At 58.6% G+C, this 25,085-nt stretch carries 28 protein-coding genes; 15 read left to right on the forward strand and 13 right to left on the reverse strand.

Annotated features, from left to right (window positions below):
* Positions 1-26: 26 nt before the first annotated feature.
* Genes RS75_RS11570 through RS75_RS11580 form a run of 3 tightly spaced genes read right to left on the reverse strand, consistent with a single transcriptional unit; the run spans position 27 to position 3,144 of the window.
* On the reverse strand, positions 27-902 hold the full coding sequence (locus tag RS75_RS11570) for a carbohydrate ABC transporter permease (RefSeq protein WP_045020474.1): 876 nt from the start codon (positions 900-902) through the stop codon (positions 27-29).
* Positions 895-1,848, reverse strand: a complete 954-nt coding sequence (locus RS75_RS11575) for a carbohydrate ABC transporter permease (RefSeq protein ID WP_045020476.1) — start codon at positions 1,846-1,848, stop codon at positions 895-897. The genes RS75_RS11570 and RS75_RS11575 overlap by 8 nt, the downstream gene beginning before the upstream one ends.
* 6 nt (positions 1,849-1,854) lie before the next feature.
* Positions 1,855-3,144 (reverse strand): ABC transporter substrate-binding protein, encoded by a 1,290-nt coding sequence (locus tag RS75_RS11580; RefSeq protein WP_045020478.1) that lies wholly within the window; start codon positions 3,142-3,144, stop codon positions 1,855-1,857.
* Positions 3,145-3,262: 118 nt separating this feature from the next.
* Between RS75_RS11580 and RS75_RS11585 the strand changes: the two genes are divergently transcribed.
* The 13 genes from RS75_RS11585 (at position 3,263) to RS75_RS11640 (ending at position 12,000) form a co-directional block, all read left to right on the forward strand.
* A complete protein-coding gene (locus RS75_RS11585; RefSeq protein ID WP_045020480.1) occupies positions 3,263-3,961 on the forward strand; it encodes a TetR/AcrR family transcriptional regulator in 699 nt (232 codons plus the stop codon).
* 246 nt (positions 3,962-4,207) lie between these two features.
* On the forward strand, positions 4,208-5,350 hold the full coding sequence (locus RS75_RS11590) for a Gfo/Idh/MocA family protein (RefSeq protein ID WP_045020481.1): 1,143 nt from the start codon (positions 4,208-4,210) through the stop codon (positions 5,348-5,350).
* A gap of 10 nt (positions 5,351-5,360) precedes the next feature.
* Positions 5,361-6,524 carry a dihydrodipicolinate synthase family protein gene (locus RS75_RS11595; protein ID WP_045020593.1) on the forward strand — a complete coding sequence of 388 codons (1,164 nt, stop codon included), beginning with the start codon at positions 5,361-5,363 and terminating at the stop codon, positions 6,522-6,524.
* A 43-nt stretch (positions 6,525-6,567) separates the two neighbouring features.
* Positions 6,568-7,389 carry a sugar phosphate isomerase/epimerase family protein gene (locus tag RS75_RS11600; RefSeq protein WP_045020595.1) on the forward strand — a complete coding sequence of 274 codons (822 nt, stop codon included), beginning with the start codon at positions 6,568-6,570 and terminating at the stop codon, positions 7,387-7,389.
* A gap of 20 nt (positions 7,390-7,409) precedes the next feature.
* Positions 7,410-8,645 carry a Gfo/Idh/MocA family protein gene (locus RS75_RS11605; RefSeq protein ID WP_045020483.1) on the forward strand — a complete coding sequence of 412 codons (1,236 nt, stop codon included), beginning with the start codon at positions 7,410-7,412 and terminating at the stop codon, positions 8,643-8,645.
* Positions 8,646-9,031: 386 nt separating this feature from the next.
* On the forward strand, positions 9,032-9,241 hold the full coding sequence (locus RS75_RS11610; protein ID WP_003517872.1) for a cold-shock protein: 210 nt from the start codon (positions 9,032-9,034) through the stop codon (positions 9,239-9,241).
* A 110-nt stretch (positions 9,242-9,351) separates the two neighbouring features.
* On the forward strand, positions 9,352-9,642 hold the full coding sequence (locus RS75_RS11615; RefSeq protein WP_045020485.1) for a hypothetical protein: 291 nt from the start codon (positions 9,352-9,354) through the stop codon (positions 9,640-9,642).
* A gap of 26 nt (positions 9,643-9,668) precedes the next feature.
* Positions 9,669-9,905 (forward strand): 30S ribosomal protein S21, encoded by a 237-nt coding sequence (rpsU, locus tag RS75_RS11620; RefSeq protein WP_003517876.1) that lies wholly within the window; start codon positions 9,669-9,671, stop codon positions 9,903-9,905.
* A gap of 34 nt (positions 9,906-9,939) precedes the next feature.
* Complete coding sequence (locus tag RS75_RS11625; RefSeq protein WP_045020486.1) at positions 9,940-10,155, forward strand: hypothetical protein; 216 nt, start codon at positions 9,940-9,942, stop codon at positions 10,153-10,155.
* A 148-nt stretch (positions 10,156-10,303) separates the two neighbouring features.
* On the forward strand, positions 10,304-10,579 hold the full coding sequence (locus tag RS75_RS11630; protein WP_045020487.1) for a hypothetical protein: 276 nt from the start codon (positions 10,304-10,306) through the stop codon (positions 10,577-10,579).
* Positions 10,580-10,666: 87 nt separating this feature from the next.
* Positions 10,667-10,804 carry a hypothetical protein gene (locus RS75_RS26880; RefSeq protein WP_167341582.1) on the forward strand — a complete coding sequence of 46 codons (138 nt, stop codon included), beginning with the start codon at positions 10,667-10,669 and terminating at the stop codon, positions 10,802-10,804.
* Positions 10,805-11,385: 581 nt separating this feature from the next.
* Entirely contained in the window at positions 11,386-11,676 is a 291-nt protein-coding gene (locus RS75_RS11635; protein ID WP_045020495.1) for a hypothetical protein, read from the forward strand.
* 12 nt (positions 11,677-11,688) lie between these two features.
* The gene (locus RS75_RS11640) at positions 11,689-12,000 is read left to right on the forward strand and encodes a hypothetical protein (protein WP_045020498.1); all 312 of its coding nucleotides are present in this window, start codon (positions 11,689-11,691) and stop codon (positions 11,998-12,000) included.
* 267 nt (positions 12,001-12,267) lie between these two features.
* Here RS75_RS11640 and RS75_RS11645 read toward each other — a convergent pair whose 3' ends face one another.
* Positions 12,268-13,365 carry an acyltransferase family protein gene (locus RS75_RS11645; protein ID WP_045020500.1) on the reverse strand — a complete coding sequence of 366 codons (1,098 nt, stop codon included), beginning with the start codon at positions 13,363-13,365 and terminating at the stop codon, positions 12,268-12,270.
* Between the two features lie 308 nt (positions 13,366-13,673).
* Here RS75_RS11645 and RS75_RS11650 point away from each other — a divergent pair, with 308 nt between their 5' ends.
* Entirely contained in the window at positions 13,674-13,910 is a 237-nt protein-coding gene (locus RS75_RS11650; protein ID WP_045020597.1) for an acyl carrier protein, read from the forward strand.
* Positions 13,911-13,993: 83 nt separating this feature from the next.
* Here the strand turns inward: RS75_RS11650 and RS75_RS11655 are convergent, their stop codons facing one another.
* From RS75_RS11655 to RS75_RS11680, 6 genes are all read right to left on the reverse strand, one after another.
* Entirely contained in the window at positions 13,994-15,088 is a 1,095-nt protein-coding gene (locus tag RS75_RS11655) for a glycoside hydrolase family 88/105 protein (protein WP_045020502.1), read from the reverse strand.
* A gap of 8 nt (positions 15,089-15,096) precedes the next feature.
* A complete protein-coding gene (gene pglA, locus RS75_RS11660; RefSeq protein ID WP_084686791.1) occupies positions 15,097-16,650 on the reverse strand; it encodes a polygalacturonase PglA in 1,554 nt (517 codons plus the stop codon).
* Positions 16,651-16,761: 111 nt separating this feature from the next.
* The gene (locus tag RS75_RS11665) at positions 16,762-18,030 is read right to left on the reverse strand and encodes an ABC transporter substrate-binding protein (protein WP_045020504.1); all 1,269 of its coding nucleotides are present in this window, start codon (positions 18,028-18,030) and stop codon (positions 16,762-16,764) included.
* Between the two features lie 43 nt (positions 18,031-18,073).
* Positions 18,074-19,174, reverse strand: a complete 1,101-nt coding sequence (locus RS75_RS11670) for an ABC transporter ATP-binding protein (RefSeq protein ID WP_045020506.1) — start codon at positions 19,172-19,174, stop codon at positions 18,074-18,076.
* Between the two features lie 3 nt (positions 19,175-19,177).
* Positions 19,178-20,062 (reverse strand): carbohydrate ABC transporter permease, encoded by an 885-nt coding sequence (locus tag RS75_RS11675; RefSeq protein WP_045020508.1) that lies wholly within the window; start codon positions 20,060-20,062, stop codon positions 19,178-19,180.
* Positions 20,063-20,066: 4 nt separating this feature from the next.
* A complete protein-coding gene (locus tag RS75_RS11680) occupies positions 20,067-20,948 on the reverse strand; it encodes a carbohydrate ABC transporter permease (protein WP_045020511.1) in 882 nt (293 codons plus the stop codon).
* A 213-nt stretch (positions 20,949-21,161) separates the two neighbouring features.
* Between RS75_RS11680 and RS75_RS11685 the strand changes: the two genes are divergently transcribed.
* Complete coding sequence (locus RS75_RS11685; protein ID WP_045020514.1) at positions 21,162-22,118, forward strand: helix-turn-helix domain-containing protein; 957 nt, start codon at positions 21,162-21,164, stop codon at positions 22,116-22,118.
* Positions 22,119-22,126: 8 nt separating this feature from the next.
* On the opposite strand, the gene RS75_RS11690 is transcribed toward RS75_RS11685, so the two are convergent.
* The 3 genes from RS75_RS11690 to RS75_RS11700 all read right to left on the reverse strand — a co-directional run bounded on the left by RS75_RS11690 (position 22,127) and on the right by RS75_RS11700 (position 24,983).
* Positions 22,127-23,407 carry a TRAP transporter large permease gene (locus tag RS75_RS11690; protein WP_045020516.1) on the reverse strand — a complete coding sequence of 427 codons (1,281 nt, stop codon included), beginning with the start codon at positions 23,405-23,407 and terminating at the stop codon, positions 22,127-22,129.
* A complete protein-coding gene (locus tag RS75_RS11695) occupies positions 23,408-23,929 on the reverse strand; it encodes a TRAP transporter small permease (RefSeq protein ID WP_045020518.1) in 522 nt (173 codons plus the stop codon). It lies immediately after the preceding gene.
* A 76-nt stretch (positions 23,930-24,005) separates the two neighbouring features.
* Entirely contained in the window at positions 24,006-24,983 is a 978-nt protein-coding gene (locus tag RS75_RS11700; RefSeq protein WP_045020520.1) for a TRAP transporter substrate-binding protein, read from the reverse strand.
* Positions 24,984-25,085: the final 102 nt, after the last annotated feature.

The raw sequence follows: 25,085 nt of genomic DNA on the forward strand, positions 1-25,085 counted from the left end.
AAATTCGTTCTCGATCCGGCTTCCGCTCAGCGTTTCATTCCTGTCGTGGCGATGCCTTCGATCAACAGCCGCTGGAAAAACAGGAAGAACAGGAAGACCGGCACCAGCGACAGGTTGGACATGGCGAAAAGCGAGGTCCAGTCCGAGCTGCCGGTGGAATCCACGAAGGATCTGAGGCCGAGCTGTACGGTGTAGGTATTGATGTCGTTCAGATAGATCAGCGGGCCGAAGAAGTCGTCCCACGTCCAGATGAAGGAAAAGATGGCGGCCGTGGCCAGAACCGGCAAAGACAGCGGCAGCATGATCTTCCAGTAGATGCGGAAGGGCGAGCAGCCGTCCATCACCGCCGCCTCGTCCAGTTCGCGCGGAATACCCCGGAAGAACTGCACCATGAGGAAGATGAAGAAGGCGTCCGTCGCGAGATACTTCGGCACGATCAGCGGCAGTGAGGTATTCACCCAGCCCATTTCCAGAAACAGGATATATTGCGGGATGAGCACCACATGATAGGGCAGCATCAACGTGCCGAGCATCAGCGCGAACCAGAAATTGCGCCCGCCGAACCGCAGCCGGGCGAAAGCGAAGGCGGCAAGCGAACAGCCGACCACATTACCGATGGTGGCGAGTACCGAGATGAAGAACGAGTTCCAGAAGAACTGTCCGAAGCTTACCTGAAGCCCGGTCCAGCCACGGATATAGCCGCCGAAATCGACCGACGAGGGAATGAGCGAGGAAGAGCCGAACAGCTCGTCCTGCGGGCGGAACGAACCCGAGATCATCCATAGGATCGGATAAAGCATCGCAAAGGAGGCGATGATCAAAGCCGTGTGCAGCAACACCGACATCAGTGGCGAACGTTGCGGGCCTTGTCCCGGCCGGGGAGCGGTAACAGCGTCAGTCATCGTAATGCACCCAGTATTTCGCGCTGAGGAACGAGAAGGCCGTGAACAGCGCGATGATGATCACAAGAATCCAGGCAAGTGCCGAGGCATATCCCATGCGGAAGAAACCGAAGGCTTCCTGGTAGAGATAAAGCGTGTAGAACAGCGTCGAATTGATCGGCCCGCCAGTGCCTTCGGAGATGATGAAGGCAGGCGTGAAGGCCTTGAAGGCGTCGATCGTCTGGATCACCGCGTTGAAGAAGATGACCGGCGTCAGAAGCGGGAGGGTAATGCGGAAGAACTGCCGTACCTTGCTCGCACCGTCGATATCGGCGGCCTCGTACATATCCTGCGGGATTTGCCGGAGCCCTGCGAGGAAGATGATCATCGGTGAACCGAACTGCCAGACGGACAGAATGACCAGGGTGTAGATCGAATAATCCGGATTGGAAATCCAGCTCGGGCCTTCGTAGCCGAATGCTTGCCACAGGATCATGTTGACGAGGCCATCGGAGGCGAAAAGCTGACGCCAGAGAACGGCGATCGCCACGCTGGAGCCGAGCAGCGACGGCAGGTAGAAGATCGCCCGGTAAAGCGTCAGGCCCTTTATGCCACGATTGAAGGCGAGCGCTACCAGCAGTGCAAAGATCAGCTTCAGCGGCACCGACAGCAGCACATAAGTGAAGGTGACCTGCATGGCGGCGGCGAATTTGGGATCTGCGGTGGCGATGCGCACATAATTGGCGCCCCCCACCCAGTCCGGAGACTGAAGCAAGTCATAATTGGTGAACGACAGATAAAGCGACACCAGCGCCGGGCCGAGGGTGAGGCCGAAAAAGCCGATCAGCCAGGGTAGCAGAAACAGGTAGGCGTGGATGTTGCGGTCAAAAATCCGCTTCACGCCTGCCCGCCTCGGGAGAGCCGCGCCACGGCTCTCCTCCACGAGAGTTTCAGATCGAAAGGCCATATGCCATCACTTCCGCTTGATAACGGTTTCGGATTCCTTGACGAGCCGGTCGCCGCCCTCTGCCGGCGAAACCTTGCCGAAGCCGATCTCTTCCGCCGTGCGTTTCAGGACGAAGGCGAATTCGCCAGCACCCGGAGGCGGTGCCGGCGGCAGATCACCGACACCGGGGGTAATCTCGGCAATATATTGCACCATGCTCTTGCTGACCTCGTCGAGCTTGGGGGTCAGCGCGTTGCGCATGGATTCCGATGCCGGAACGCCACGTTCCACACCGAGAATATCGATGCCCTGCGGTTCAGCGACGAGAAAGTTGATGAAGCCGATCGCCTGCTCGATGCCGGCGCTGCCATTGGCGACACTGATGAGCATCGAGGGTTTCAGGTAATGGCCGGAAGGGCCGTCCTTGGCGCTCCTGGGATAGGAGGTTATCGCCAGTTTGGCTTTGTTGAGCGCCTGATAACCGACGAACTGGTTGGAATGGGCAAATGCGGTTGCCGCCTTGCCCGTAGTCAACGCATTGGTTTCGATGTTCAACTGGTCCAGCGCCTGAATATCGGCTGGCACGCAGGCGCCGCTCTTGCGCAGATCCGCCCACATGGTGAACCACCTGGTCGCGTCGGCAGGATCGAAACCGATGCCGCCATCCTGCGTATAAAGCGATTTGCCGTTCTGGCGCAGCCAGTTCTCGAAGCTCGGTTCCACGCCGCTGGCATCGGCTGTCGCGTAATAGCCGGGCTTCGGCTTGTTCTTGCTGAGCTTGGCGGCGTTTTCGGCAAATTCTTCCCAGGTCTGCCCGATCGACGGCGGCGTCGCGCCGGATTTTTCCCAGGCCGCCTTGTCGAAGAAGACAGCACTTGAATTGACCCCGAGATTGATGCCGTAAAGCTTGCCGTCGACCCGGCCGGAATCGATGTTCATCTTGCCGAAATCTTCGATCTTCAGGCCCTTGCCGACATAATCGTCGAGGGGCGCAAGCGCGCCGCGCCGGCCATATTCGAAGATATAGCGATAATCCATCTGGATCAGATCAGGCGCATTGCGGCCCGCCACCTGCGTGGCAAGACGCGGCCAATAATCGCTCCAGCCGGCGAATTCCCCGGCGATGTCGAGATCCGGTTTGACCTGCTTATAGGCTGATATCGCCTTGTTGGTGCGATCCGCACGCTCCTGCGACCCCCACCACAACATACGCAGCCGCGCGGCCTGAGCCTGCGCCGAACCACCCCCCAATGTTGCAAGTGAAAGGGCCGCAAGGCCCGCTGAAAGCACACTTCTCCTGTGAAGCATCACGGACATTGGCAACTCCTCCCTGTTGACTGCCAAATTGATGATGAGCGTAAACGACTATTGCCGTTTTATAACTAATTGGTTACATGGGAACACTGATCGCAAACATTGTCAAGCGGGTGCTGAAATGGAAGAAACGACGAAAAACCATCAGCCCGATCCGGCTCTTGAGGAAACGCCTGCCCCCAAGCGCAAACGCGGAACGGCACAGGTGCGAAACCCGGAAAGAACGCGGGCAGCCATTCTCGAAGCCGCCCGTCGCGAGGTGGCCGCCAAGGGGCTGGCGGGCGCGAGAATCGACGTCGTGGCGCGGCGTGCCGGCACCAACAAACGGATGATCTACCATTATTTCGGCGACAAGGATGCGCTTTATCTCGCCGTGCTGGAAGACGCCTATCGCCATATCCGACACACCGAAAGGCGGCTGGACCTCGCCCGCAAGGCGCCTTCGGAGGGCTTGAGGGAACTTGCGCTTTTCACCTGGCATTATTTTCTCGACCATCCGGAATTCCTAAGCATCCTGGCCACCGAAAACCTTAATAAAGCCCGTTATCTCAGGCAATCGGCGACGATCGCGGCGATGCATTCGAACTTCATTTCCGAGCTGGAAGACGTGCTGCGGCGCGGCCGCGACACCGGAGAATTCCGCGATGGCCTCGATCCTATCGACATCTATCTGACGATTGCCTCGCTCGGCGCATTCTATCTGTCGAACCGGTTCACGCTCTCGACGATCTTCCAGCGCGATCTGACCGATCCTGCAGAACTGGAACGCTGGGGACAGCACATCGTCGACACCCTGCTTGCTGCAGTGCGGCCGGTCTGAGCCGCAAAAACCGAATTCCCCTTTAACAACAGCGACGGCGCGCCATTCGCATCCGCGAAGCGCGCCGTTTCGTTTTGCGATGCGGCACGAAGCTGTGATTTCGTCCGCCGTCATGACATGTATTTTTCCTGCCAAAAACACCTTGACAGATCGCGTCCTTCACGGTCACAAATAACCAAATGGTTACAAATTGCCGTGTTTGACGGAAGCGGCCTTACGGGAAAGGGCCGCCTTGGGAGGAAATTCATGAAACGTATCGGCGTCATCATGCACGGCATCACCGGCCGCATGGGTTACAACCAGCATCTCGTACGCTCCGTTCTCGCTATTCGCGATCAGGGCGGCGTGCTTCTGAAGAACGGCGAAAGGGTTATGCTCGACCCCATTCTGGTCGGCCGCAATGGTGCGAAAATCGAGGAAATTGCCAAGAAGCACGATGTTGCGCGCTGGACGACCGACATCGACGCCGCCCTTGCGAACCCGGATGATACGCTGTTCTTCGATGCCGGCACTACGCAGATGCGCGGCAGCCTGCTTGAGAAAGCCATCAAGGCGGGCAAGAACGTCTATTGCGAAAAACCGATTTCCGACACGATGGAAGAGGCGCTGGCGATTGCGCGGTTGGCCGAAAGCGCCGGTATCAAACACGGCGTCGTGCAGGACAAGCTGTTCCTGCCCGGCCTTCGCAAGCTGGCAATGCTGCGCGACAGCGGCTTTTTCGGCAAGATCCTCTCAGTGCGCGGCGAGTTCGGTTACTGGGTTTTCGAGGGCGACTGGCAGCCGGCGCAACGGCCTTCCTGGAATTACCGCCTGAAGGATGGCGGCGGCATCATTCTCGATATGCTGTGCCATTGGCGCTACGTGCTCGACAATCTGTTCGGACCGGTAAAGTCGGTGAGCTGCCTCGGCGCCACCCATATTCCGGAGCGTTTCGACGAACAGGGCCGGGCTTATGTGGCGGATGCGGACGATGCGGCCTATGCCACCTTCGAGCTGGAAGGCGGCGCCATCGCCCACATCAACTCCTCATGGGCAGTGCGCGTGCGCCGCGACGACCTCGTGACTTTCCAGGTGGATGGCACACATGGTTCGGCGGTGGCGGGGTTGACCAAATGCTGGACCCAGCACCGCACCAACACGCCGAAACCGGTGTGGAACCCGGACCAGCCGCAGACGATCGATTTCTACAAGACCTGGCAGGAAGTGCCTGACAACGTCACCTATGACAACGGCTTCAAGGTGCAATGGGAAATGTTCGTGCGCCACCTCGTCGACAACGAGCCATGGCCCTACGGGCTGATGGAGGGCGTGAAGGGTGTGCAGCTTGCCGAACTGGGTCTGAAATCCTGGAAGGAGCGCCGCTGGCTCGACGTTCCGGCCATTTCCTGAGGAGGCGATGGTGAGCGAACTCAAGCTTCCGAAAGACGACCGCAGCATCGAGGTCTACAGTCTATCAGGCACGCCGGTCGCCGTTGAAAAACGAAGTGCGGCCGATTTCAACCGCATCGCTTTCGCCGCCGCCCATGTGGTGGCCGATCCCCTTGCCGACAACGACCCGTGGCTGACGCCCGCCATCGACTGGGACGCCACCTTGCGCTTCCGTCACCGCCTGTGGGACCTCGGCCTTGGTGTCGCCGAGGCCATGGATACGGCCCAGCGCGGCATGGGGCTGGCTTGGCCGCAGGCGCAGGAACTGATGTCCCGTTCGCTGAAGGAAGCGGCCACCCGCAAGGATGCGCTGATTGCCTGCGGCGTCGGCACTGATCATCTTGATAGCGGCAGTTATGAGCTGAACCAGATTATTGACTCTTACCTCGAACAGATTGATTTTGTTCAGGGACAGGGCGGACGTGTAATCCTGATGGCGAGCCGCGCGCTGGCCGCTACCGCCCACTCCCCGAATGACTATCTGCGCGCCTATGCCAAGGTTCTTTCCCGTGCCGAGAACAAGGTGGTGATCCACTGGCTGGGCGAAATGTTCGACCCGGCGCTTGAGGGTTATTGGGGGTCTCGCGACCACATGGAGGCAATGGAAACCTGCCTTGCAATGATCGAGGAGAATGCCGACAAGATAGACGGCATCAAGATTTCGCTTCTCTCCAAGGAAAAGGAAATCGTCATGCGCCGCCGCCTGCCTGCCGGCGTGCGCATGTATACCGGCGATGATTTCAACTATGCCGAACTGATCGCCGGCGACGAAAAAGGTCATTCGGACGCGTTGCTGGGCATTTTCGATGCCATTGCGCCAGCGGCATCCAAGGCACTCGCCAGCCTGAAGCGCGGCGCGGACAATGAATTCTTCGACATTCTGGAACCGACGGTGGCGCTTTCGCGCCATATCTTCAAGGCGCCGACCCGCTTCTACAAGACCGGCGTCGTGTTCCTCGCCTATCTCAACGGCCTGCAGGACCATTTCACCATGGTCGGCGGGCAGGAAAGCGCCCGCTCCACGCAGCATTTCGCCGAGCTTTTCCGGCTGGCGGACAAGGCCAATGTGCTTGCCGAACCGGATCTCGCCACGCACCGCATGAAGGCGTTTCTCGCGGTCCGGGGCATCGATTGAGATGGCCGCGCCGGTTGCGGACAGAAAAAGGGGAGATAATGATATGAGCCTTGAAGGCCTTTCCATCAATTTCGCGACCGTGCGGCAGGGCGGTTCGTTCGGCGCGATCGTCGATGCCTGTCTTGCGCAAGGTATCACCACCATCTCGCCCTGGCGCGATCAGGTGCACGGCACCGGCCTTACCGAGGCCACCCGCATCGTCGAACGGAACGGCCTCCGCCTCAGCGGCCTCTGCCGTGGCGGCTTTTTTACCGCCCCCGATGCGGAAGGCCGCCGCCGCGCCATCGAGGACAATAAACGCGCCGTGGATGAAGCCGCTGCCATGAAGGCCGATTGCCTTGTGCTGGTCGTCGGCGGCCTGGCCGCCGGCTCGCGCGATCTCAAAGGTGCGAGACAGATGGTGGAGGACGGCATGGCCGAACTTCTTCCCTATGCCAGAGCCGCCGGCGTGCCGCTCGCCATCGAGCCGCTGCATCCTTTTTATGCCGCCGACCGGGCCTGTTTCAACACGCTGAAGCAATCGCTCGATCTCTGCGACCGGCTGGGAGCCGGAACCGGCGTGGCCATCGACGTCTATCACGTCTGGTGGGACCCGGAGCTGGAGGAACAGGTGGCGCGCGCCGGAAAGAACGGGCAGATTCTGGCGCATCATATCTGCGACTGGCTGGTGCCCACGACCGATCCGCTCAACGATCGCGGCATGATGGGCGACGGCGTGATTGACCTGAAGGCGTTTCGCGCCATGATCGAGGCCTCCGGCTTCCACGGCCCGCAGGAAGTCGAGATTTTTTCGCATCGCTGGCAGGCGCGCCCGATGGACGAGGTTCTGTCCACCGTGGTGGAGCGCTTCAAGACTATTTGTTGATAATGTCCGGGAGAGAGGAAATGCCTGAAAAGGTGAAACGCAAACGTTATGCGCTGGTCGGCACCGGCAATCGCGGCACCACCATGTGGGGACGCGAGCTTCTGGCCGGGTGGAGCGACTATGTCGAACTGGTCGGCATTTGCGACCTGAACCTGATGCGCGCCGAACGGGCCCGCGCCATGATGGGATCGAGCGCACCGCTTTACGACGATTTCGACCGGATGATGACCGAGCAGCGCCCGGAACTGGTGATCGTCTGCACGCCTGACGACACCCATGACGACATCATCATTCGCGCCCTTGAAGGCGGAGCGGATGTCATCAGCGAAAAACCCATGACCACCACCCCGGAAAAGATCGACCGCATCCGCGCGGCGGAGGCCAAAAGCGGCCGCCGCGTCGACGTTTCCTTCAACTACCGTTTTTCGCCGACGGCCGCGCGCATCAAGGAACTGATCGATGACGGCGCGATCGGCACCGTTACCTCGGTCGATTTCCACTGGTACCTCGATAACCAGCACGGCGCGGATTACTTCCGCCGCTGGCATGCCTTCACCGAACATTCGGGCAGCCTCTTCGTGCACAAGGCCACGCACCACTTCGATCTTCTGAACTGGTATCTCGATTCCGATCCGGTGGAAGTGAAGGGCTTCGGACAATTACTGCATTATGGCAAGAACGGGCCGTTTCGGGGAACGCGCTGTCGCACCTGTCCGCACAAAAGCGAGTGCGACTATTTCATGGATCTCGGTGCCGATCCCTTCCTCGATGCGCTTTACGAGGACCCTTCGGCTGTGGACGGTTATATGCGCGACGCCTGCGTCTTCCGCGAGGAGATCGACATTCCCGATACGATGAGCGCCTCGATCCGTTATGCGAGCGGCGTACAGGTCTCCTATTCCCTCAATACCTATATGCCGATCGAGGGACACCACATCGCCTTTAACGGCCATAAGGGCCGCATCGAGATGCGCCAATATGAAAAGCAGCCCTGGACGGAGCCGCCCGCCGACGAAATCCTGCTGGTGAAAAGTTTCGGTGGCGGCGTCGAGCGTATCTGGGTGCCACATGAGCCGGGCGGCCATTACGGCGGCGACAATCGCATGCGCGACATGATCTTCAAGCCCGGCTCGAACGACCGGCTGCGGCAGCGGGCGGGTTCGCGCGCCGGTGCCATGTCGGTTCTCTGTGGTGTTGCTGCGCTGAAAAGCGCCCGCGAAGGCGGCATGGCAACGGTGAAATCCCTGCCCCTCTAGACAGCCGGGCATGCGGCCCCTGGACAGCGAGGCCGCATGCCGCAATTGTCGCCAAGGAACGGATAACGTTCCGCTTATCATCATCGCCACAGGCCCGATCGTTTCTGCAAATGGGTGGCGCACGGCATGAACAGGGGCAAAAAAAGCCGAAATCTCGCCCTGACGGCCAAAAAAAGGCCTGTCCGGCGCAGGCGATCACAGGGCGGTGCATTTTTCCGGTTGGCCCATTGCAAAATCAAAAATTGAGTCTATATTCTGCAAATCGACAATTGCTTGTGACGTCGCTCCTGGGACTCTACGTTCCCGTCGGATTTCCTCTCAAATAATCGATCTAATCCCGCAAGGTATCGCGGGAACCACAACGATTACTACGAAAGGAAATCGTTATGAACACTGGTACTGTAAAGTGGTTTAACGCCACCAAGGGCTTCGGCTTCATTCAGCCTGACAACGGCGGCACGGACGTTTTCGTTCACATCTCTGCTGTTGAGCGCGCAGGTCTGCGTTCGCTGAACGACGGCCAGAAGATCACCTACGACATCGTGCAGGACCGCAAGTCCGGCAAAAGCTCCGCTGACAATCTCCGCGCAGCTTGATTTGTCATTTGCCCCGCCGACCACGGATGTACTGGGTAGCGGAGCTGAGTGATTGTGAGAGGTCGGGTTAAAGCCCGGCCTTTTGTTTTTTTGGCCATGGGGAGGCTCTCATGCGCAAAAATCTTTATCGTTCCGGCGATGCGATCTTTCTTAAACCGGGTGTACTTAAGGGCGATCAGCCCAAAGGTCCCGGCCGGGTCGTATCGGCACTGCCCGAGACACAAGGCGCGGTTCGCTACAGGGTGCGTTTCCAGCACGAGAACTTCGAACGCAATATAGCGCTCGATGAAATCGATGTGGCAGCGTCATCGTCGTCGCGACCCGTGGAAGTCGAAGGTTCGTCCTCGCGCGATGCGGGAACGAGCTGGATCAATTCGAATACGATCAAAATCAGAAAATAGCAGCATGGCTGCGTTAAGGAGATATGTTGCAGGTACTCGTCAGGGATAACAATGTTGAGCAAGCCCTCCGCGTCTTGAAAAAGAGGATGCAGCGCGAGGGTATCTTCCGCGAGATGCGCGCGCGGGAATCTTATGAAAAGCCGTCGGAAAAGCGCATCCGTGAAGAAGCGGAAGCCGTGCGCCGCCACCGCAAGATGGCGAAGAAAAAATTGCAGCGCGAAGGATTGCTTCCCGCTCCTAAAAAGGTTGCCCGCGCTCGATAACCGTCAATCTGGCGCATCCGTGAAGGAGAATGTCATGACCGCGACAAAAGAGGCTTTTTTCAAACCTGGAAAATTATCCTCGCAGGACAAGGCATCTCTGACGGACAAGGCGGCGAAGCAGATCATAACTGCCGAATCCGACCAGCGCGCCAAGAAGACGGAACGGCTTCGCCAGCTTCGTGAAGCCCAGGAGGCGGCAATCGTCGTCCCCGCGCCCACCCGCACCAAAAGGCCATCCGGGAAGAAATAGCCCGGGTGGGCCTTTTGATGCCACCACCCCGAAAAACTTCTTGAACCTTATACGCAACAGGCGCACGCTTCGCCTGTCGGCACCTTGGCTGAAGTGCACTGATGATTGAGGGCAGAGTGTCCTCGCCCCCAAACGAAAGGAGGACGAGATGTCTTCCGATTTTTATTCATCAAGCCTTTCACGCAATCTCGTCCGCACCGGCGGTGCGGGTTATCGGGAAAACGTCTCGCTTCGTTTTCTTCTGAATGCAGCCGAAGAAACGGCTATGCGCCTGGATCGCGGCGCGCCCATCGGCTTTGCGGCCTTTCCGGACTTTGGCCTCCAGGCAGACTTTGCGCGAAGCGTCCCCGCAGGGCGTATTCGCCTTTCCCAAGGGACCCTTCCCTTCGGGAAACATCCGCTGGCCGGACCGCCTTTACCCTGACGATGAAACCGCTTCCCGCAGCGGTCTGCGGCGGGCGATCATGCACCGGACCACACCACCGACATCAGTTAATATCAGGAGGACACCATGGCCAAGGGTCAAGTACGCAGCAACAAGGAAATCCGCAAACCTAAGAAGGACAAGACGAAAACTCCGGACGCACCGCCCGTCGGTACCCAGGTCAAGTTCGCAAACTCCACGACGGCTGACGGCAAAAAGAAATAGAATAATGGCGGTCCGAAACTCGGGATCGTGACGAATAAAGCAACTCTTCAGAACCCGGACTTGTTTTGGCCACATTGCCTCTCTATATAGCTCATGTAGCAGCTGCTGGTGAGCGCAAAAATGTCGTTCGCAGTTGTTTTAGTCGCTTCAGACTTTTGACCACGGATGTACTGGCACTGGTGTTAAGAGCGATATGAGGAAGGTCGGTGCAATATTGCCCCGGCCTTTTTTGTTGTCTGCAACCACCCTTTGGTGTTGGTGCCGTACCGGTCACATACTCACCATGAGCAGTGGAATTAGCTTGCCTATTTCGCGCAAAGAGCGCACGCTTCCCCATCGGTAATTAAAGGGCGCTGCCGCTGTCAGGCTTGTCTGCCGTCTCTAGCCCCGCTTGCACATGCCTTCAATCGACAGGGCGGCTTCTGGAATTTACCGGGGCACGCATGAAGGCGTCTGCCCGAAACCGGCAGGTCCATCGACCGCCCGGCATATCGTTTCAAAGCGTTGGAGCGTCCCCGTGCAACCTTTAAAAGGAGCGCGCGAGGCTTTGGCTTTCTGAACCAGCAAGAAAGGAGGACTTCATGTCTTCCGCATCCAACAATTTTTTAATCTCCTCTCAAGATCTCAAAATGCTCCAGGCCGTTCTCGAGAGCGTGGGTTTTAATCACCGTACTGAGGATCGCGACAAGAAGCTGCACAACAGAGCTGCCCGCAAGGTAATAGAATTGTATCTGGAAGGGTTGACCGACCCGACGAAACTCACGACCGAAATGCGTTTCCTGTTCGGCGTGCAGAAGCACGATCACGGCACGCCGTGGAAGCCGCTCCCCCGATACGCGATCCAGGGCCTGCCACTGCTTTACCGCCATTGAGGGAGAGCACAGATGCGCGAATATATCATGGTCAGCACCGGCCTCTGGATGGGACTGTTTCTGACCTGGTACCTCGTCACCATGTACGATACGGCGGATAGCGCTTTTACAGCAAATACGGTCGCGTCGCTGCCGCTCCTGATGACGTCATCCGAATGCGAGGCCCAGTTCGGTATTCTGTTTTCGATGAGCGACAAGCTTTTGAAGGCCGGCGGCCCGACCGTTCCCGACGACCTGCGCAAGAACATAGAGCATTGCATTTCTTCCGACGAAGCAAGCCGCCTGAAGCTGAAAGACAATCAACTCATTCGGCTTTTTCCCTGAAGCGCTGCTGCTGCGGGGCCATACCACCAAAATCACTGGTAAAAATAACGGCTTGGCAAATGGGATATATAAGAAGACACTGAATTGGTTGGACATCATGTCCAAGAGTTTGCGTCTGCGTGGAGGGTGAGTATGACGTATGACTGGAGCGGCCGCAGAATGCGCCGCATGCGTGCGGCGAAATTCACGATCATCAGCATCGTCGCGGCCTTCGTGCTGACGGCTCCGATTTTCGCTCATTACTGACGTTCCGCAGCGACGGTCCAATCACACCGGCTGTCTGATTTCCGCCCGTTTTTTCAGACGGTCTTTCAGCCATTTCTGGACTGGCTGATCGTAGTGGACAGTCAGGTACCATGACAGCCACGTCGTTCCGATCAGGAAAACGACGCCCGCCGGCAAGGCGACGTTCTCTCTATCCACAGCCGGAATCAGAAACTCCGTCCAGGCCAGCAGCGGAATATGCAGCACATAGACAGCGTAGGAAGCCGTGCCGAGAAACGCCGACAACATTCCGACCCTGCGGCCCGGAACCGTATTGCTGGCCGCGAACAGCAGCAGCGGCCAGACGAGCAGGACGACGGCAAGATCGAAAAACGGTCGAAGTTCACGCGAAACCGGAACGGCGAGAATGAAGCAGACCAACAGAAGACAGAGTGCCGCACGGATGGGCCTCAATACCGGCACGCGGTTGCGGAAACGGTAAATCAGCACGCCGGCGAAAAACGAGAAGAACACCCTTCCCATGCCGGCATACATTTCGTGCCAGCGAAAACCCGCATGCAACCTGCCGAACTCGGCGGCCGCCACCGCGAGCACACCGGCGCTGACGGCCAGCACCGCGATCGTCTGTTTCGTTGTCGCCCGCACGCCCCAGCGGGCGTAAACCGCATTCACGACCAGTTCGTTGAAAAGCGACCATGCCGGGCTGACGAGAAACAACGCGCCGTTCAATGTGAGCGTGAAGGGTGCCGGGACGAAAAGAAGCCCGGTCAGCAACGCGATCGCAAGCTCACCGGGGTCGACAAGACGATGAAGATCGTCAATCGGTGTTGGCAGGCCCAACACATAGAGGCAGAGGAAATAGGCCGCCATCAACGCCAGCCCCAGCACATAGAGCGGATAAAGACGCGCAAGGCGCGCTTTCATGAAAAAGCCTGATGTGATCGCCCCCTCACGCAGTTTCGCACTGTAGGCGTGCGCCAGCACGAAACCGCTCAAGGCGAAGAACAGATCCACGGCGAGATAACTCGAAGCAGCGCTTTTCCCGAAGAGCTGCTCGGCATGGCGATGGACGATGAAGAGCGCGGCCACGCCCCTTATGCCATCGAGCAATATGAAGCGTTCCGGGGGCGACTGGACCATGGGGTTTAATGCTCGACGAGACTGGATTATATTCACTCCACAAAAACAAGTTTACCGCGCAGTGGTTCATCGCTTCCAGTCACAAACTGTTTAGCGCCATACACACCCCGCATTCTTATGGGCATTTACCCATGGCCGCTACTCTTTCGCAGCCGTCAAAGGCGTGCTACGTCCGGATGTCATCGATGCTTTGGCCTTTTGACTCTGCGTATCATCCCTTGCGAAAACCGGTTTCGGTTTTCGTATCTGCCCTGGGCGCAAATTCAATCCGGCGGCTCGGCGGCAAGCAACTTTCGCGGAGTCCCACCATGTCCACCATCGCAGACCGTATCAAAAAAATCATCGTAGACCAGCTGGGGACAGATCCGGCCGCGGTTGTCGACGACGCCAATTTTGTTGACGATCTCGGTGCCGATTCCCTCGAGGTCGTTCAGGTCGTCATGGAAATCGAGGAAGAGTTCGGAGTGGAAATTCCAGATTCCGCCGCAAACACCATCCTGACCGTCGGCGACGCGATCCGCTTCATCGAAAAGAACAAGGCGTAGGCAGCAACGGCGGGATTAACGACCCGGAAGGCTCGCCGACCCAAAAGGGGCGGAACAGTATTTCCGCCTCTGCCCAGCAGCGGTCATTCAAGACAAAGATATTCGGCATAGGCCATCATCAGCGGCCCAACCCCCTTTGCGTCGTCGGACACCACCGGCTCGGTCAGGTAATATTCCGGCGAGCCGTCACGATAATTGCCCTCGAAGCCACCGAGCCCGGCGACATGGACGATGCCGGTAAGGCGGGTGACGCCTTTTTCGTCGACCTTGAGCCGTGTTTCAAGAAGTGCCTCCAGCGCGCGGCGACCCGCCGAAATGGCAGCATTTGCCTCCTCGTCCTGCAAAAGCCCCAGCCGGGCCGCGCGCAGTAAGGCATAAGCGAACATGGCCGAAGCGGAAGTTTCCTCGTAGTTGCCGGCAAGCGTCGGATTGTCGAGTACCTGCATCCAAAGGCCGGTTTCCGTCTGCCGCGCGACGATACCGGCCAGAAGCAGACGTGCGCGTTCCCGAAGCGGTGCTGTCGCGCCGTCATCCGGCAAGACGACCAGCGCATCGACCAGCGCCATGGCCAGCCAGCCGACAGCGCGCGCCCAGATGGCCGGCGACTGGCCGGTCAAGGGATCGGCCCAGCGCTGGCTGCGGCTGTCGTCATAACCATGGACATAGAGCCCGCCGACATCTGCCGTCAGGGCCAGTGCTGTCGAAAATTGTCGCAGCGCGTCGTCGATCAAATCAGTTTGGCCGGTCGCCTGCGCATATTCGATCTGGAAGGGCAGGCCCATATAAAGCCCATCCAGCCAGACCTGATGGGAATAACGCTTCTTGTGCCAGTAATTTCCAGAAGCAATACGCGGATGAGTGCGGAGTTGACCCGCCAGATGTCCCGCCGCGGCGAGATAACGCGGATCGCCCATTTCCACCGTCAACGGAAAGAGAATGCGGCCGGCGAGGATGTGATCGATGTTATATTCCTGCGGATCATAACCGGCGAGCGTCCCATCCGGCGCTATCTGTACATCGGCCAGGCGATGGACATGATCGTTCCAGCGCCTGTCACCGGTCGCCTGGAACAGATGTTGCAGACCCCGATATACGCAACCATCCTCATAACACCAGCTTCCGCCCTTATAATGCCTGTAACGGCTGGAGAATTGATCAAAATAATCAGTTGGTTTCATGGATTTTCTCAATCGAGGTCTGATGAAATGGAAACGGAAGCGCCGCTCAGCAAGGCGGGATTGTCGCAGACGATTTCCGCCTGTTCAAAAACGATCGTCTCATGCAGCATGGGCCGCACCCGGTCCGCCATGATCGGCGGCGTGGCGACGGCCGAGGGATCGTGTGAAACGATGGTGAGATTGCGAATGGCGATGTTGCGGATAGGGGCTTCGGGAAGACCGAGAAAGGCGCCGGCAGCATGGGCCAGATTGCGGATTTCGACATCTTCCACGGTAATTCCGTCGATGAAAGGTGTGCCCTTGTCGGCTGGAGCCGGGTTTCGCGATTGCACCCATTCGTCATGCCCGTCGGCATCGCAATGGTAGTGGGCATTGGCGGAAAGCGCTGTCTGCACGCCATTCAGCAATACTCTCCGCATGGCGATGTTAGTGACGTAACCGCCGCGCCCGCGCCGCGTCTTCAGACGCAGGCCGCGATCCGTGCCGATCATCTCGCAATTCTCGACCGTCACATCATGCACACCGCCCGACATTTCCGAACCGATGACCAAACCACCGTGGCCGCGCTCCATCAGGCAATGGCGCACGCGGACGCCGCGCGTTTCCGCCAGATGGTCGTCCTCACCATTCGGTCCGCGTTTTCCCGCCTTCACCGCGATGCAATCATCACCCACCGAAAAACGCACACCGGTTATCGTCACGTTGCGGCAACTTTCAGGATTGAAGCCATCTGTGTTCGGACTGTCATGCGGGGCGATGATGGCAAGACCGGCCGCCGTCAGATTGTCGCAACCCTGTGGGTGGATCGTCCATGACGGCGCGTTGCGGATGGTAAAGCCCAGAAGCGTGACGTCACGGCAGGAAACGAGGTGGAGGCCGCGTGGACGGCGGGCGCCATCGCGCGTTTCCTTCGGCCAGTTCCACCAGTCGCCCCTGTCGCCGGATCCATCCAGGACGCCCCTGCCCTCGATCACGAGATTATCCGCGCCTATGGCGTGAACGGGCGCGGCGAAACAGGCATCCGGCAGTCCTTCCCAACTGCCGAGCATGCGACCGGCCCCATCCCGGGCGGGCATTCTCGGCCAGCCCCTGCGGGTAGAGGGTGCGCGCAGCACGGCTCCCTCCGCAAGATGGAGCGTCATCGCACTTTTCAGCCGCATCGGAAAAGCGGTCCAGAGGCCGGCGGGAAGGTGCAACGCGCCACCCTGCGGCACAGCGGCAACGGCCCTTTCCAGCGCCTGTGCATTGGCGCGTGCGCCCTCTTCATCATCGAGCGCAACATCCGGCATCAGGGAAAACGCCGCCGCCTCGACAAGTCCGGTGCAGGGCGCGGTCTTGAAGTTCACGCTTCCGAACCGATCCGCTTCGAACATATAGTGCGTATCCGGGCGGAGATCGTGCAGCAGCGTGAGGACAGCGGCGGTTTCTCCGCGCTGCTCATCGCCATCCTTTGAAGACAGACGCCATGCCGTCTGCGATGGCAGATGATACCGCGCACCGGGTGCTGCAAGGCAAAGCGCTGCCATCCGCGCCGAACGCGCGATGATAAAGGGTCGGTTCATGCTCTCTTCTCGCCTTGTGCGCTATCCGGTGTCACCCATCGGCGGACGTGCTTCCTGTCATCCGGCAACCGGATAAAAGGCCCGCCGCACCACTGCGGCGGGCTTTGGTCATCAATCGAACTTGGCCAGGACATCGTTGGTGGAATCGATGATCTGCTCGGCCGCCTCGTCAGCGCTCAGCTGGCCATAGGCATATTCCTCCAGCGTATCGATGAAGCCAGAGCGAATTTCCGGGTGTTCGTTGAAGGGCGAAACCACCGGCCCCGACGCCGCCATGACAATGGCATTGGCGGCGCGCACTTCCGGCTCGCCCTTGTTTCCGAGACGCGTCGCCGCAGCCTTGGACGCAGGCAACCCGCGCGACGTGCCGAGCGCATCGATACCTTCCGGCTCGTTCAGCAGGCAGTTCAGGATTTGCGCGGCCGCTTCCGGGTTCTTCGAATTCTTTGAAATCGAAAATACCATGGAGGGTTTGCGATAGACGCCTTCGGTCACGGCGTCGGCGAGCTTCAGCATCGGCACCGGTTTTAGGACCTGGCCTTCCTTCAGTGGATCTGCATATTTCGAATAGGTCGAATCCCATTCATAGGAGCCGGCGATGCGGCCTTCAGACCAGGACGGCTTTTCATAAAGATTGACGTTGCCATCGGCCGCTTCCTCTTTCTGGGAGCGAATGGAGCCGGTCTCGACGAGTTTTCCGACGAATGAAATACCTCCTGCCAGTTCCTCGGGCGTCCAGGCGACACGGTTGGTCTTCGGGTCGACCAGGTCCTTGCCGGTCTTCTGCACGACGGCGAGCGTCACGAGAAGCTGGGCGGTCTCTTTCACCGCATTGAAAGTATAGTGGTCCTTGCCGAGCTTTTCCTTGATGATTTTGGTTGCCGCGAAGAACTCATCCCACGTCTCGGGGATTTCGACGCCCGCCTTTTCAAAGGTCGTGGCGTTGAAGAAAAAGACGCGACCGGTCGTCGAGACCGATAATCCCTGCAACACGCCGTTCATGGAGCCCGCGTCAAGATCGGACGCCGCCCATTGGGAAAGGTCCAGCGGCTTCAGCTGACGCAGATCCGCAAACCCCTCACCGTTTTTGGAAAACAGTGGCAGCCATGGCCAGTTCACCTGAACGATATCGGCCTCCGTCTTGCCCGCCATCTGCGTGGTGAGCTTTTCCAGATATCCGTCGAAACCGGTGAACTCACCCTTGACGGTGTGACCATATTTTTCGCCGCACGCGGCAATCGCCTTCTGTGTGGCGACGTGGCGGCTTTCGCCACCCCACCAGGACATACGCAGTTCAGCGGCGGCAGCCGCCGGGGCCATCGCCATTGCGGCATAAGCGGCACCTGCCAGCATCGCCATCGTTCTTGTCATTGTTTTCATTGCTCTTCTCCTCCTCGAAAAATCAACCGCACTGGTCCCCTCCTCACAGCGAGACGTTGCGGCCATCGGCCCTGTCGAAAATATGCAGCTTTTCAGGATCGGGCCGCAGGCGAAGATTGCCGTCGCGACCGAGCGCCTCGAATTCGGCCGCCCCGACCACGCTCACCAGTTTCTGGCCACCAAGATCGGCATGCAGATAGACCTCGTGCCCCATGAATTCCGCATTGGTCAGCTTCGCCTGCAACGCCGGGCCATCCGTGTCGCCCGCCAGCGAGAGATGCTGCGGGCGGATGCCGATGACGGCCTCTTCCGGCTTGACGATGAGACGCCTTTCCAGATGGTCACCAATCGGAAGACGCTGCCCGTCGATGACAAACTCGGCTCCGTCGATGGAGACATCCACCAGGTTCATTTCCGGCATGCCAATGAAACCGGCCACGAACAGATTGGCGGGGCGGTTATAAAGCTCCTTCGGCGTCGCGACCTGCATGATACGCCCGGCCTGCATGACGCAGATGCGATCGCCCATGGTCATGGCTTCCGTCTGGTCGTGCGTCACATAGATGACGGTTGAAGACAGGCCTTCCGCCTTCAGCTGCCGATGTAGATCGGTGATGCGTACCCGCATGGAGGCACGCAGCTTGGCGTCGAGATTGGAAAGCGGCTCGTCGAACAGGAATACGCCGGGTTTCTTGATAAGCGCGCGGCCGAGGGCCACACGCTGCGCCTGCCCGCCGGAAAGCTGCTTCGGCAACCGGTCCAGCAGCGGTTCGATTTCCAGAATGCGGGCGACATTGTCGATTGCCTTCGCGATTTCGGGCTTGGCGACACCGGCGATTTTCAGACCGAAAGCCAGATTGCCGCGCACCTTCATATGCGGATAAAGTGCATAGTTCTGAAACACCATGGCGATGGAGCGCTTGCCAGGCGGTAGGTCATTCACACGCTGGTCGCCGATGAGGATTTCGCCACCGGTGATTTCCTCAAGACCCGCCACCATGCGTAGCGTCGTGGATTTGGCACAGCCGGACGGGCCGACGAATACCATGAACTCGCCGTCCTCGATTTCGAGGTCGATGCCATGCACGGCCTTGAAGCTGCCGCCGTAAATCTTCTCAAGGTTTTTAAGTTGAACGCTTGCCATTTTTCAGCCCTTGACCCCGCCAGACGAGATCCCTTCAATGAAATACCGTTGCGCCGCGAAGAAGACGATCAGCGCAGGCGTGATCGTCAGCACCGACATCGCCAGGATGCGGTTCCATTCAAAGGCTTCGGTGGTGTCGATGGAGAGTTTGAGCGCAAGGCTCACCGGATATTTGTCGACCGAGGACAGGTAGATCAGCGGACCGAGAAAATCATTCATCGTCCACATGAACTGGAACAGGCAGACCGAAATCAGAGCCGGCGCCAGCATAGGCACGACGATGTAGACCAGCGTCTGCAGGCTGTTGGCGCCATCCACGCGGGCGGCTTCCTCCATGTCCGAGGGCAGCGAGCGCAGGAACTGCACCAGCATGAAGACGAAGAACGCATCGCCGGCGAGTGCGGAAGGTACCCAGAGCGGCAGGAAACTGTCCAGCCAGCCGAGATCCCGGAACAGGATATATTGCGGAATGCGGGTGACGACATTCGGCAAAAGCAGGATGGCGATGACCGAACCGAACAGGATTTTCTTCAGCGGAAAATCAAATCGCGCGAAGGCATAAGCTGCCATTGTGCAGGAAATAGCCGTGCCGATGACCTTGGGCAGGATGATCAGGAACGAGTTCCAGAAAAACCGGCCGAAAGTATAGGGCGTGGACGTCTGCCAGCCACGGACATAGCCGTCAAGCGTCGGATTTTCGGGGATGAAACCGGCGCCGGAGAAGATTTCCGAATTCGTCTTGAAACTTGCGCCCACCAGCCAGATCAGCGGATAGAGCATGACGAAGCCGACCGCAAACAGCAGCACGTAGCGGACCGACGTCGATAACATCCTCAGCCTTGCCCGACGGGCGGCCTGAATGTCGTTTAAGGTAGCGATATCCGTCATGACCTCAGTTCCGCTTGTCGCCGGCGTAATAGACCCATTTCTTCGAGGACCAGAAGGCCACGAGGGTCAGCACGGTGATGATGGTGAAAAGAACCCAGGCAATGGCAGAGGCATAACCCATGTTGAACTTCTTGAAAGCCTCGTCGTAAATGTAGAGAGGCAGCAGATAGGTGGATTTCAAGGGGCCGCCCTGGGTGATGATGTAGGGTCCGTTGAACTCCTGAAACGCCTGCACCATCTGCATGATGAGATTGAAGAAGATCACCGGCGTCAGGAGCGGCAGGGTGATGAAAAAGAACGTCCTGATCTTGCCCGCACCGTCGATGGCGGCCGCCTCAAAGAGCGACTTGTCGATGGATTGCAGGGCGGCGAGAAAAATCACCATGGCTGAACCGAACTGCCAGCAGCGCAGCAGCGTGATGGTGAAAAGTGCGTTGCCAGGATCGCCGAACCAATCCACCGGCGACAATCCGATCGCAGCCAGCGCCATATTGGCCAGCCCCTCGCTTGCGAAGATGTAACGCCACAGAACCGCGATGGCGATGGAGCCACCAAGGATGGACGGCACATAAAATGCGGTGCGGAAGAAATTGATGAATTGCAGCTTGTAATTGAGTATTGCCGCAATGAAAAGCGCGAAGGCAAGCTTCAACGGCACGGTCAGAAACACGTAGAACAGGGTAACGTTCAGCGATTTCATGAAGGTGCGGTCGCGGGTGAACAGGCGCTCGTAATTTGCCAGTCCCGCCCAGATGGGATCGCTCATCAGGTCGTAACGGGTGAAGCTGAGATAGAGGGAACCGAGAAACGGGATCGCCGTGAAAACCAGAAGCCCGATAATGTAGGGCGTCAGATATCCCAGCCCCAGGAAGCGCTGAGATTTCATGACGTCCCTCCCCGCGCCTCGGCGAGACGCGAATTCAAGAATACAATTTCGTGCAAGTGGTTCTCCTGGAACGGCACGCGGCAAGCGCATAGTGGCGCAGTTTATTTGCCGCGACCGATCTCCTCCCTCATTGATACGGCGCGCATAAGCGGTCTATAGGGTGACAAAACCAAATTTCCGCGCCAAGGTGAATTAACAAAGACGAGGAAAAAGATGGATGAAATCGAAGATGGCATTCTGTCATCCATTCCGCCTGCCGCGCTCACGCTCAATCTGACGCGCGCGACGATCAAGATGGAGCATTCCCGCACCTGGCAGATCGACAAGTCCAATCAGGTGGACGACCTCGTCATCTGCATCGAGGGACGCGGGCACTATCTTGTGGACGGCGAGGCGCGGGTGCTGGAACCGGGCGATGCCATGCTGATTTTCAGAGGCCAGCGTTTCGTCGGCTGGAACGAACAGGCAGCAACCTACCGAGGTGTCGCACAACATTTCACGCTGGATATTTACGGCCGCCACAACCTGATCGCGCAGATGGATCTGAAACCGAAACTGCGGCTGAGCCGCTGGCCGCTTCTGGAGCCGCTTGTCCGCCACTATCGGCAAAGCGCTCCGCCCTCCTCCGTCACGCTTGGCCAGCATCACCTGTTCATGGTACTTTTGATCGCCTTCATCGATGATGCCTTCCTGGGCTGGGTCGACCGCCCGAGCTTCCAGCCTGAGGGCGCGGAAGCCCTCGATCTTGCCGTCATGAAAGCGATCACGATGATTTCGGCAAATCCGCTCGATCCCGAAATTGCCGGAAGGGCCACGGACGCCGCCCCCTATAATCGCGACTATTTTTTGCGCGAATTCCAGAAGCGTGTCGGACGCACACCCAGAAAATATCAGGAGTTCAAGCGCATGGAGCGGGCCATGCATTTTCTGGAGGCCGGCCTTTCAGTCGCGTCCGCGGCGGCGGAGGTGGGTTATGCCGATCCCTATTATTTCTCGCGCATGTTCAAACGCACACTGGGCTTGAGCCCGCGCGACCACATGAACAAGGTGCGTCGAAGCCGGCATGGCAATCTCATGGCTTTCGATGAGCACGAACAGCAAAGGCTGCTCTCCACTGAGCCTCAAAACGAAAAGGCCCCGCTGGAACAGCGAGGCCCTGTTTTGGCATGATTGAAGGATTACCGGAAGAGTGACGGCAACCACAACGAAAGTGACGGAATATAGGTGACCGCGAGCAGCACCGCGATACTGGCCCCGAAGAACGGCCAGATCGTCCGCATCGCCTCCCTGATCGTTATGCCGCCGACCGCACATCCGACAAAGAGCACCGTTCCGACCGGCGGCGTGTTGAGACCGATACCGGCATTGAGGATCATGACGACGCCGAAATGCACCGGGTCGATGCCGAAGGCCTTCACGACAGGCAGAAGCACCGGTGTGGAGATAATGACCATCGGCGCCATGTCCATGAAGGTGCCGAGCAGAAGCAGAATGACGTTGATGACCAGAAGCACGATGATCGGGTTGTCCGAAATCGCGCTGATTGCCGCAATCATCAGCGTCTGCACCTGCAGGAACGCCATCAGCCAGCCGAAGGCCGCCGCCGTGCCGATGACCAGCAGAACCATGGCCGTCGTCCGAACCGCCCCCATCACCGCTTCCACGAAGCCGCTCCAGTTGAGTTCGCGATAGACCAGCATGGCGACGAGGAAGGCGTATAGAACCGCGATGCAGGAGCTTTCCGTCGCGGTGAAGATGCCCGAACGCACGCCGCCGAAGATGATGCCGATCAGCAGGATGCCTGGGAACGACGCCAGAAGATAATACATCAGCTTGGAAAAGCCGGGGAACGGCTCGGAGGGATAACCCTTGCGCCGCGCGACGATATAGGCGGTGACCATCAGGGCGGCGGCAAGCAGCAGGCCCGGAATGATGCCGGCGGTGAAGAGATCGGCCACCGAGACATTGCCGCCCGCCGCGATCGAATAAAGGATCATGTTATGCGAAGGCGGGATCATCAGCGCGATGATGGCTGCATTGACCGTGACGTTGACGGCGTAGTCCCTGTCATAACCACGCTGGGCCATTTGCGGGATCATCAGCCCGCCGACGGCCGATGCATCGGCAACGGCTGAGCCGGAAATACCGCCGAACAGTGTGGAGGCGACGATATTGACCTGGCCGAGGCCGCCGCGCAGATGGCCGACCAGTCCAGCCGCGAAACGGATGAGCCGATGGGCGATGCCGCCGCGCACCATGAGGTCGCCGGCAAAGATGAAGAACGGGATCGCCATCATCGCAAACACATTCATGCCGGAATTCATCTGCTGGAACACCACGATGGGCGGCAGGCCGAGATAAAGAACGGTGACGAAGGAGGCGATGCCGAGGCAAAACGCGATCGGCGTGCCGATCAGCATCAGCAGGGTGAAGACCCCGAAGAGGATGGTATAAGCCATTTACACGGCCTCCTGCACGAGCACATCTGCCGCGGGTTCCTCGCCGAGGGCGAGATCGATGAAACGTTCGGCCGCAAATAGCGCGATGAGAAAACCGCCGCCTATCAGCGGGAAAAAGTCCGTGCCGCCCGGCCAGCCGAGAACGGGGATCGTCGCCGTCCATGTGCCCATGGAAAGCGAGGTTCCATACCATGCCATGCCAACACCGAAGAAAAAGATCAGGGCAAGGCTGGCAAGGTCCATTCCCTTCTGGATGCGCGGCGGCATCATGTAACGCAGGATATCCAGCCCCAGATGCACGCTTTCACGCACACCCACCGCCGCCCCCAGCATGATGAACCATGACATGAGGTGAAGCGACAGCGGCTCCGACCAGCTGGGAGAATCATTCAGGATATAACGGGCAAACACCTGCCAGCCGACGATAAGGGTCATGGCGACCATGCCGATACCGGCAATATAAAGCGACGCGTGGCTGAGAGCGCCGAGAAATGGGCGAACCGCCCGCATGAAGTTTCGCATTTGCCTTCCTCCTCCAACTTCAGACCAAATGACGACAAAAAAAACGGCCCTGTTGCCAGAGCCGGTTTCCCCTATGTCACTTGACCGCTTTTACCCGTTCCAGAAGGTCCTTCATCTTCGGGTCGGTCACGAACTTGTCGTAGACCGGACCCATCGCGGCGGCGAATTCCTCCTTGTCGACCTTGATGACATTGACGCCACCGGCGCGTACCTTTTCTTCCGATGCCTTTTCGCGGGCGCTCCACAGTTCGCGCATCTTGCCGACGGAATCCTTCGCCGCCTGGCGCACGAGCTTCTGGTCTTCCGGCGAAAGCTTGTCCCAGGAGACCTTGGATATCACGAGGATTTCCGGGTTGAGGGAATGTTCCGTCAGCGAATAATTCTTCGCGACTTCGTAATGACGGGCGGATTCGTAGGACGGCCAGTTGTTTTCCGCTCCGTCGACCACACCGGTTTCAAGTGAGGAATAGACCTCGCCCATCGGCATCGGCGTCGGGTTCGCGCCAAAAGCCTGCATCATCGAAATCCACAGATCCGACTGCTGTACGCGGATTTTGAGACCCTTCAGGTCCGCCAGTTTTTCGATAGGCTTTTTGGTGGTGTAGAACGAACGTGCGCCGGAATCGTAAAAGGCAAGACCGATAAGGCCATGCGGTTCGAAGGCCGCGAGAACCTCGTCACCGATCGGGCCGTCAACGGTATTGTGCATGTGTTCCGTCGAACGGAACAGGAAAGGCAGACCGAGAACGGTGGTTTCCTTCACCAGATTGTTGAAGGGCGCGGCGTTGACGCGGTTCATGTCGATGACGCCGAAGCGGGTCTGCTCGATGGTGTCTTTCTCACCGCCGAGAACCGAATTGTTCATGACCTGCACCTTGATGCGGCCCTTGGAGCGCTTCGACAGAAGCTCGCCCATATATTTCACGGCTTCGACCGTTGGATAACCGTCGGGATGGATGTCTGCCGAGCGCAGGGTAATTTCCTGCGCGCTGGCGGAAACGCCTGACAGCGCGATCCCCATCGCGACGCACATCATGCTTGCAATCTTTTTCATGTTTTCCTCCTCCGTTGTAACAGCGGCCCAGCCCCTCCAAGGCTATCGGACCGTATTTTCACGCCCGTCCGGGCCGGCATGCAAAGACCTTTCACTTATAAG

The organism is Rhizobium nepotum 39/7, from assembly GCF_000949865.1.
GTDB classification, from domain to species: domain Bacteria; phylum Pseudomonadota; class Alphaproteobacteria; order Rhizobiales; family Rhizobiaceae; genus Agrobacterium; species Agrobacterium nepotum.

Bases quoted from the DNA above. Each gene is read 5' to 3' on its own strand.
- RS75_RS11570 (WP_045020474.1), bottom strand. From the start codon at position 902: ATGACTGACGCTGTTACCGCTCCCCGGCCGGGACAAGGCCCGCAACGT.
- RS75_RS11575 (WP_045020476.1), bottom strand. From the start codon at position 1,848: ATGGCCTTTCGATCTGAAACTCTCGTGGAGGAGAGCCGTGGCGCGGCT.
- RS75_RS11580 (WP_045020478.1), bottom strand. From the start codon at position 3,144: ATGTCCGTGATGCTTCACAGGAGAAGTGTGCTTTCAGCGGGCCTTGCG.
- RS75_RS11585 (WP_045020480.1), top strand. From the start codon at position 3,263: ATGGAAGAAACGACGAAAAACCATCAGCCCGATCCGGCTCTTGAGGAA.
- RS75_RS11590 (WP_045020481.1), top strand. From the start codon at position 4,208: ATGAAACGTATCGGCGTCATCATGCACGGCATCACCGGCCGCATGGGT.
- RS75_RS11600 (WP_045020595.1), top strand. From the start codon at position 6,568: ATGAGCCTTGAAGGCCTTTCCATCAATTTCGCGACCGTGCGGCAGGGC.
- RS75_RS11605 (WP_045020483.1), top strand. From the start codon at position 7,410: ATGCCTGAAAAGGTGAAACGCAAACGTTATGCGCTGGTCGGCACCGGC.
- RS75_RS11610 (WP_003517872.1), top strand. From the start codon at position 9,032: ATGAACACTGGTACTGTAAAGTGGTTTAACGCCACCAAGGGCTTCGGC.
- RS75_RS11615 (WP_045020485.1), top strand. From the start codon at position 9,352: ATGCGCAAAAATCTTTATCGTTCCGGCGATGCGATCTTTCTTAAACCG.
- RS75_RS11625 (WP_045020486.1), top strand. From the start codon at position 9,940: ATGACCGCGACAAAAGAGGCTTTTTTCAAACCTGGAAAATTATCCTCG.
- RS75_RS11630 (WP_045020487.1), top strand. From the start codon at position 10,304: ATGTCTTCCGATTTTTATTCATCAAGCCTTTCACGCAATCTCGTCCGC.
- RS75_RS26880 (WP_167341582.1), top strand. From the start codon at position 10,667: ATGGCCAAGGGTCAAGTACGCAGCAACAAGGAAATCCGCAAACCTAAG.
- RS75_RS11635 (WP_045020495.1), top strand. From the start codon at position 11,386: ATGTCTTCCGCATCCAACAATTTTTTAATCTCCTCTCAAGATCTCAAA.
- RS75_RS11640 (WP_045020498.1), top strand. From the start codon at position 11,689: ATGCGCGAATATATCATGGTCAGCACCGGCCTCTGGATGGGACTGTTT.
- RS75_RS11645 (WP_045020500.1), bottom strand. From the start codon at position 13,365: ATGGTCCAGTCGCCCCCGGAACGCTTCATATTGCTCGATGGCATAAGG.
- RS75_RS11650 (WP_045020597.1), top strand. From the start codon at position 13,674: ATGTCCACCATCGCAGACCGTATCAAAAAAATCATCGTAGACCAGCTG.
- RS75_RS11655 (WP_045020502.1), bottom strand. From the start codon at position 15,088: ATGAAACCAACTGATTATTTTGATCAATTCTCCAGCCGTTACAGGCAT.
- pglA (WP_084686791.1), bottom strand. From the start codon at position 16,650: ATGAACCGACCCTTTATCATCGCGCGTTCGGCGCGGATGGCAGCGCTT.
- RS75_RS11665 (WP_045020504.1), bottom strand. From the start codon at position 18,030: ATGAAAACAATGACAAGAACGATGGCGATGCTGGCAGGTGCCGCTTAT.
- RS75_RS11670 (WP_045020506.1), bottom strand. From the start codon at position 19,174: ATGGCAAGCGTTCAACTTAAAAACCTTGAGAAGATTTACGGCGGCAGC.
- RS75_RS11675 (WP_045020508.1), bottom strand. From the start codon at position 20,062: ATGACGGATATCGCTACCTTAAACGACATTCAGGCCGCCCGTCGGGCA.
- RS75_RS11680 (WP_045020511.1), bottom strand. From the start codon at position 20,948: ATGAAATCTCAGCGCTTCCTGGGGCTGGGATATCTGACGCCCTACATT.
- RS75_RS11685 (WP_045020514.1), top strand. From the start codon at position 21,162: ATGGATGAAATCGAAGATGGCATTCTGTCATCCATTCCGCCTGCCGCG.
- RS75_RS11690 (WP_045020516.1), bottom strand. From the start codon at position 23,407: ATGGCTTATACCATCCTCTTCGGGGTCTTCACCCTGCTGATGCTGATC.
- RS75_RS11695 (WP_045020518.1), bottom strand. From the start codon at position 23,929: ATGCGAAACTTCATGCGGGCGGTTCGCCCATTTCTCGGCGCTCTCAGC.
- RS75_RS11700 (WP_045020520.1), bottom strand. From the start codon at position 24,983: ATGAAAAAGATTGCAAGCATGATGTGCGTCGCGATGGGGATCGCGCTG.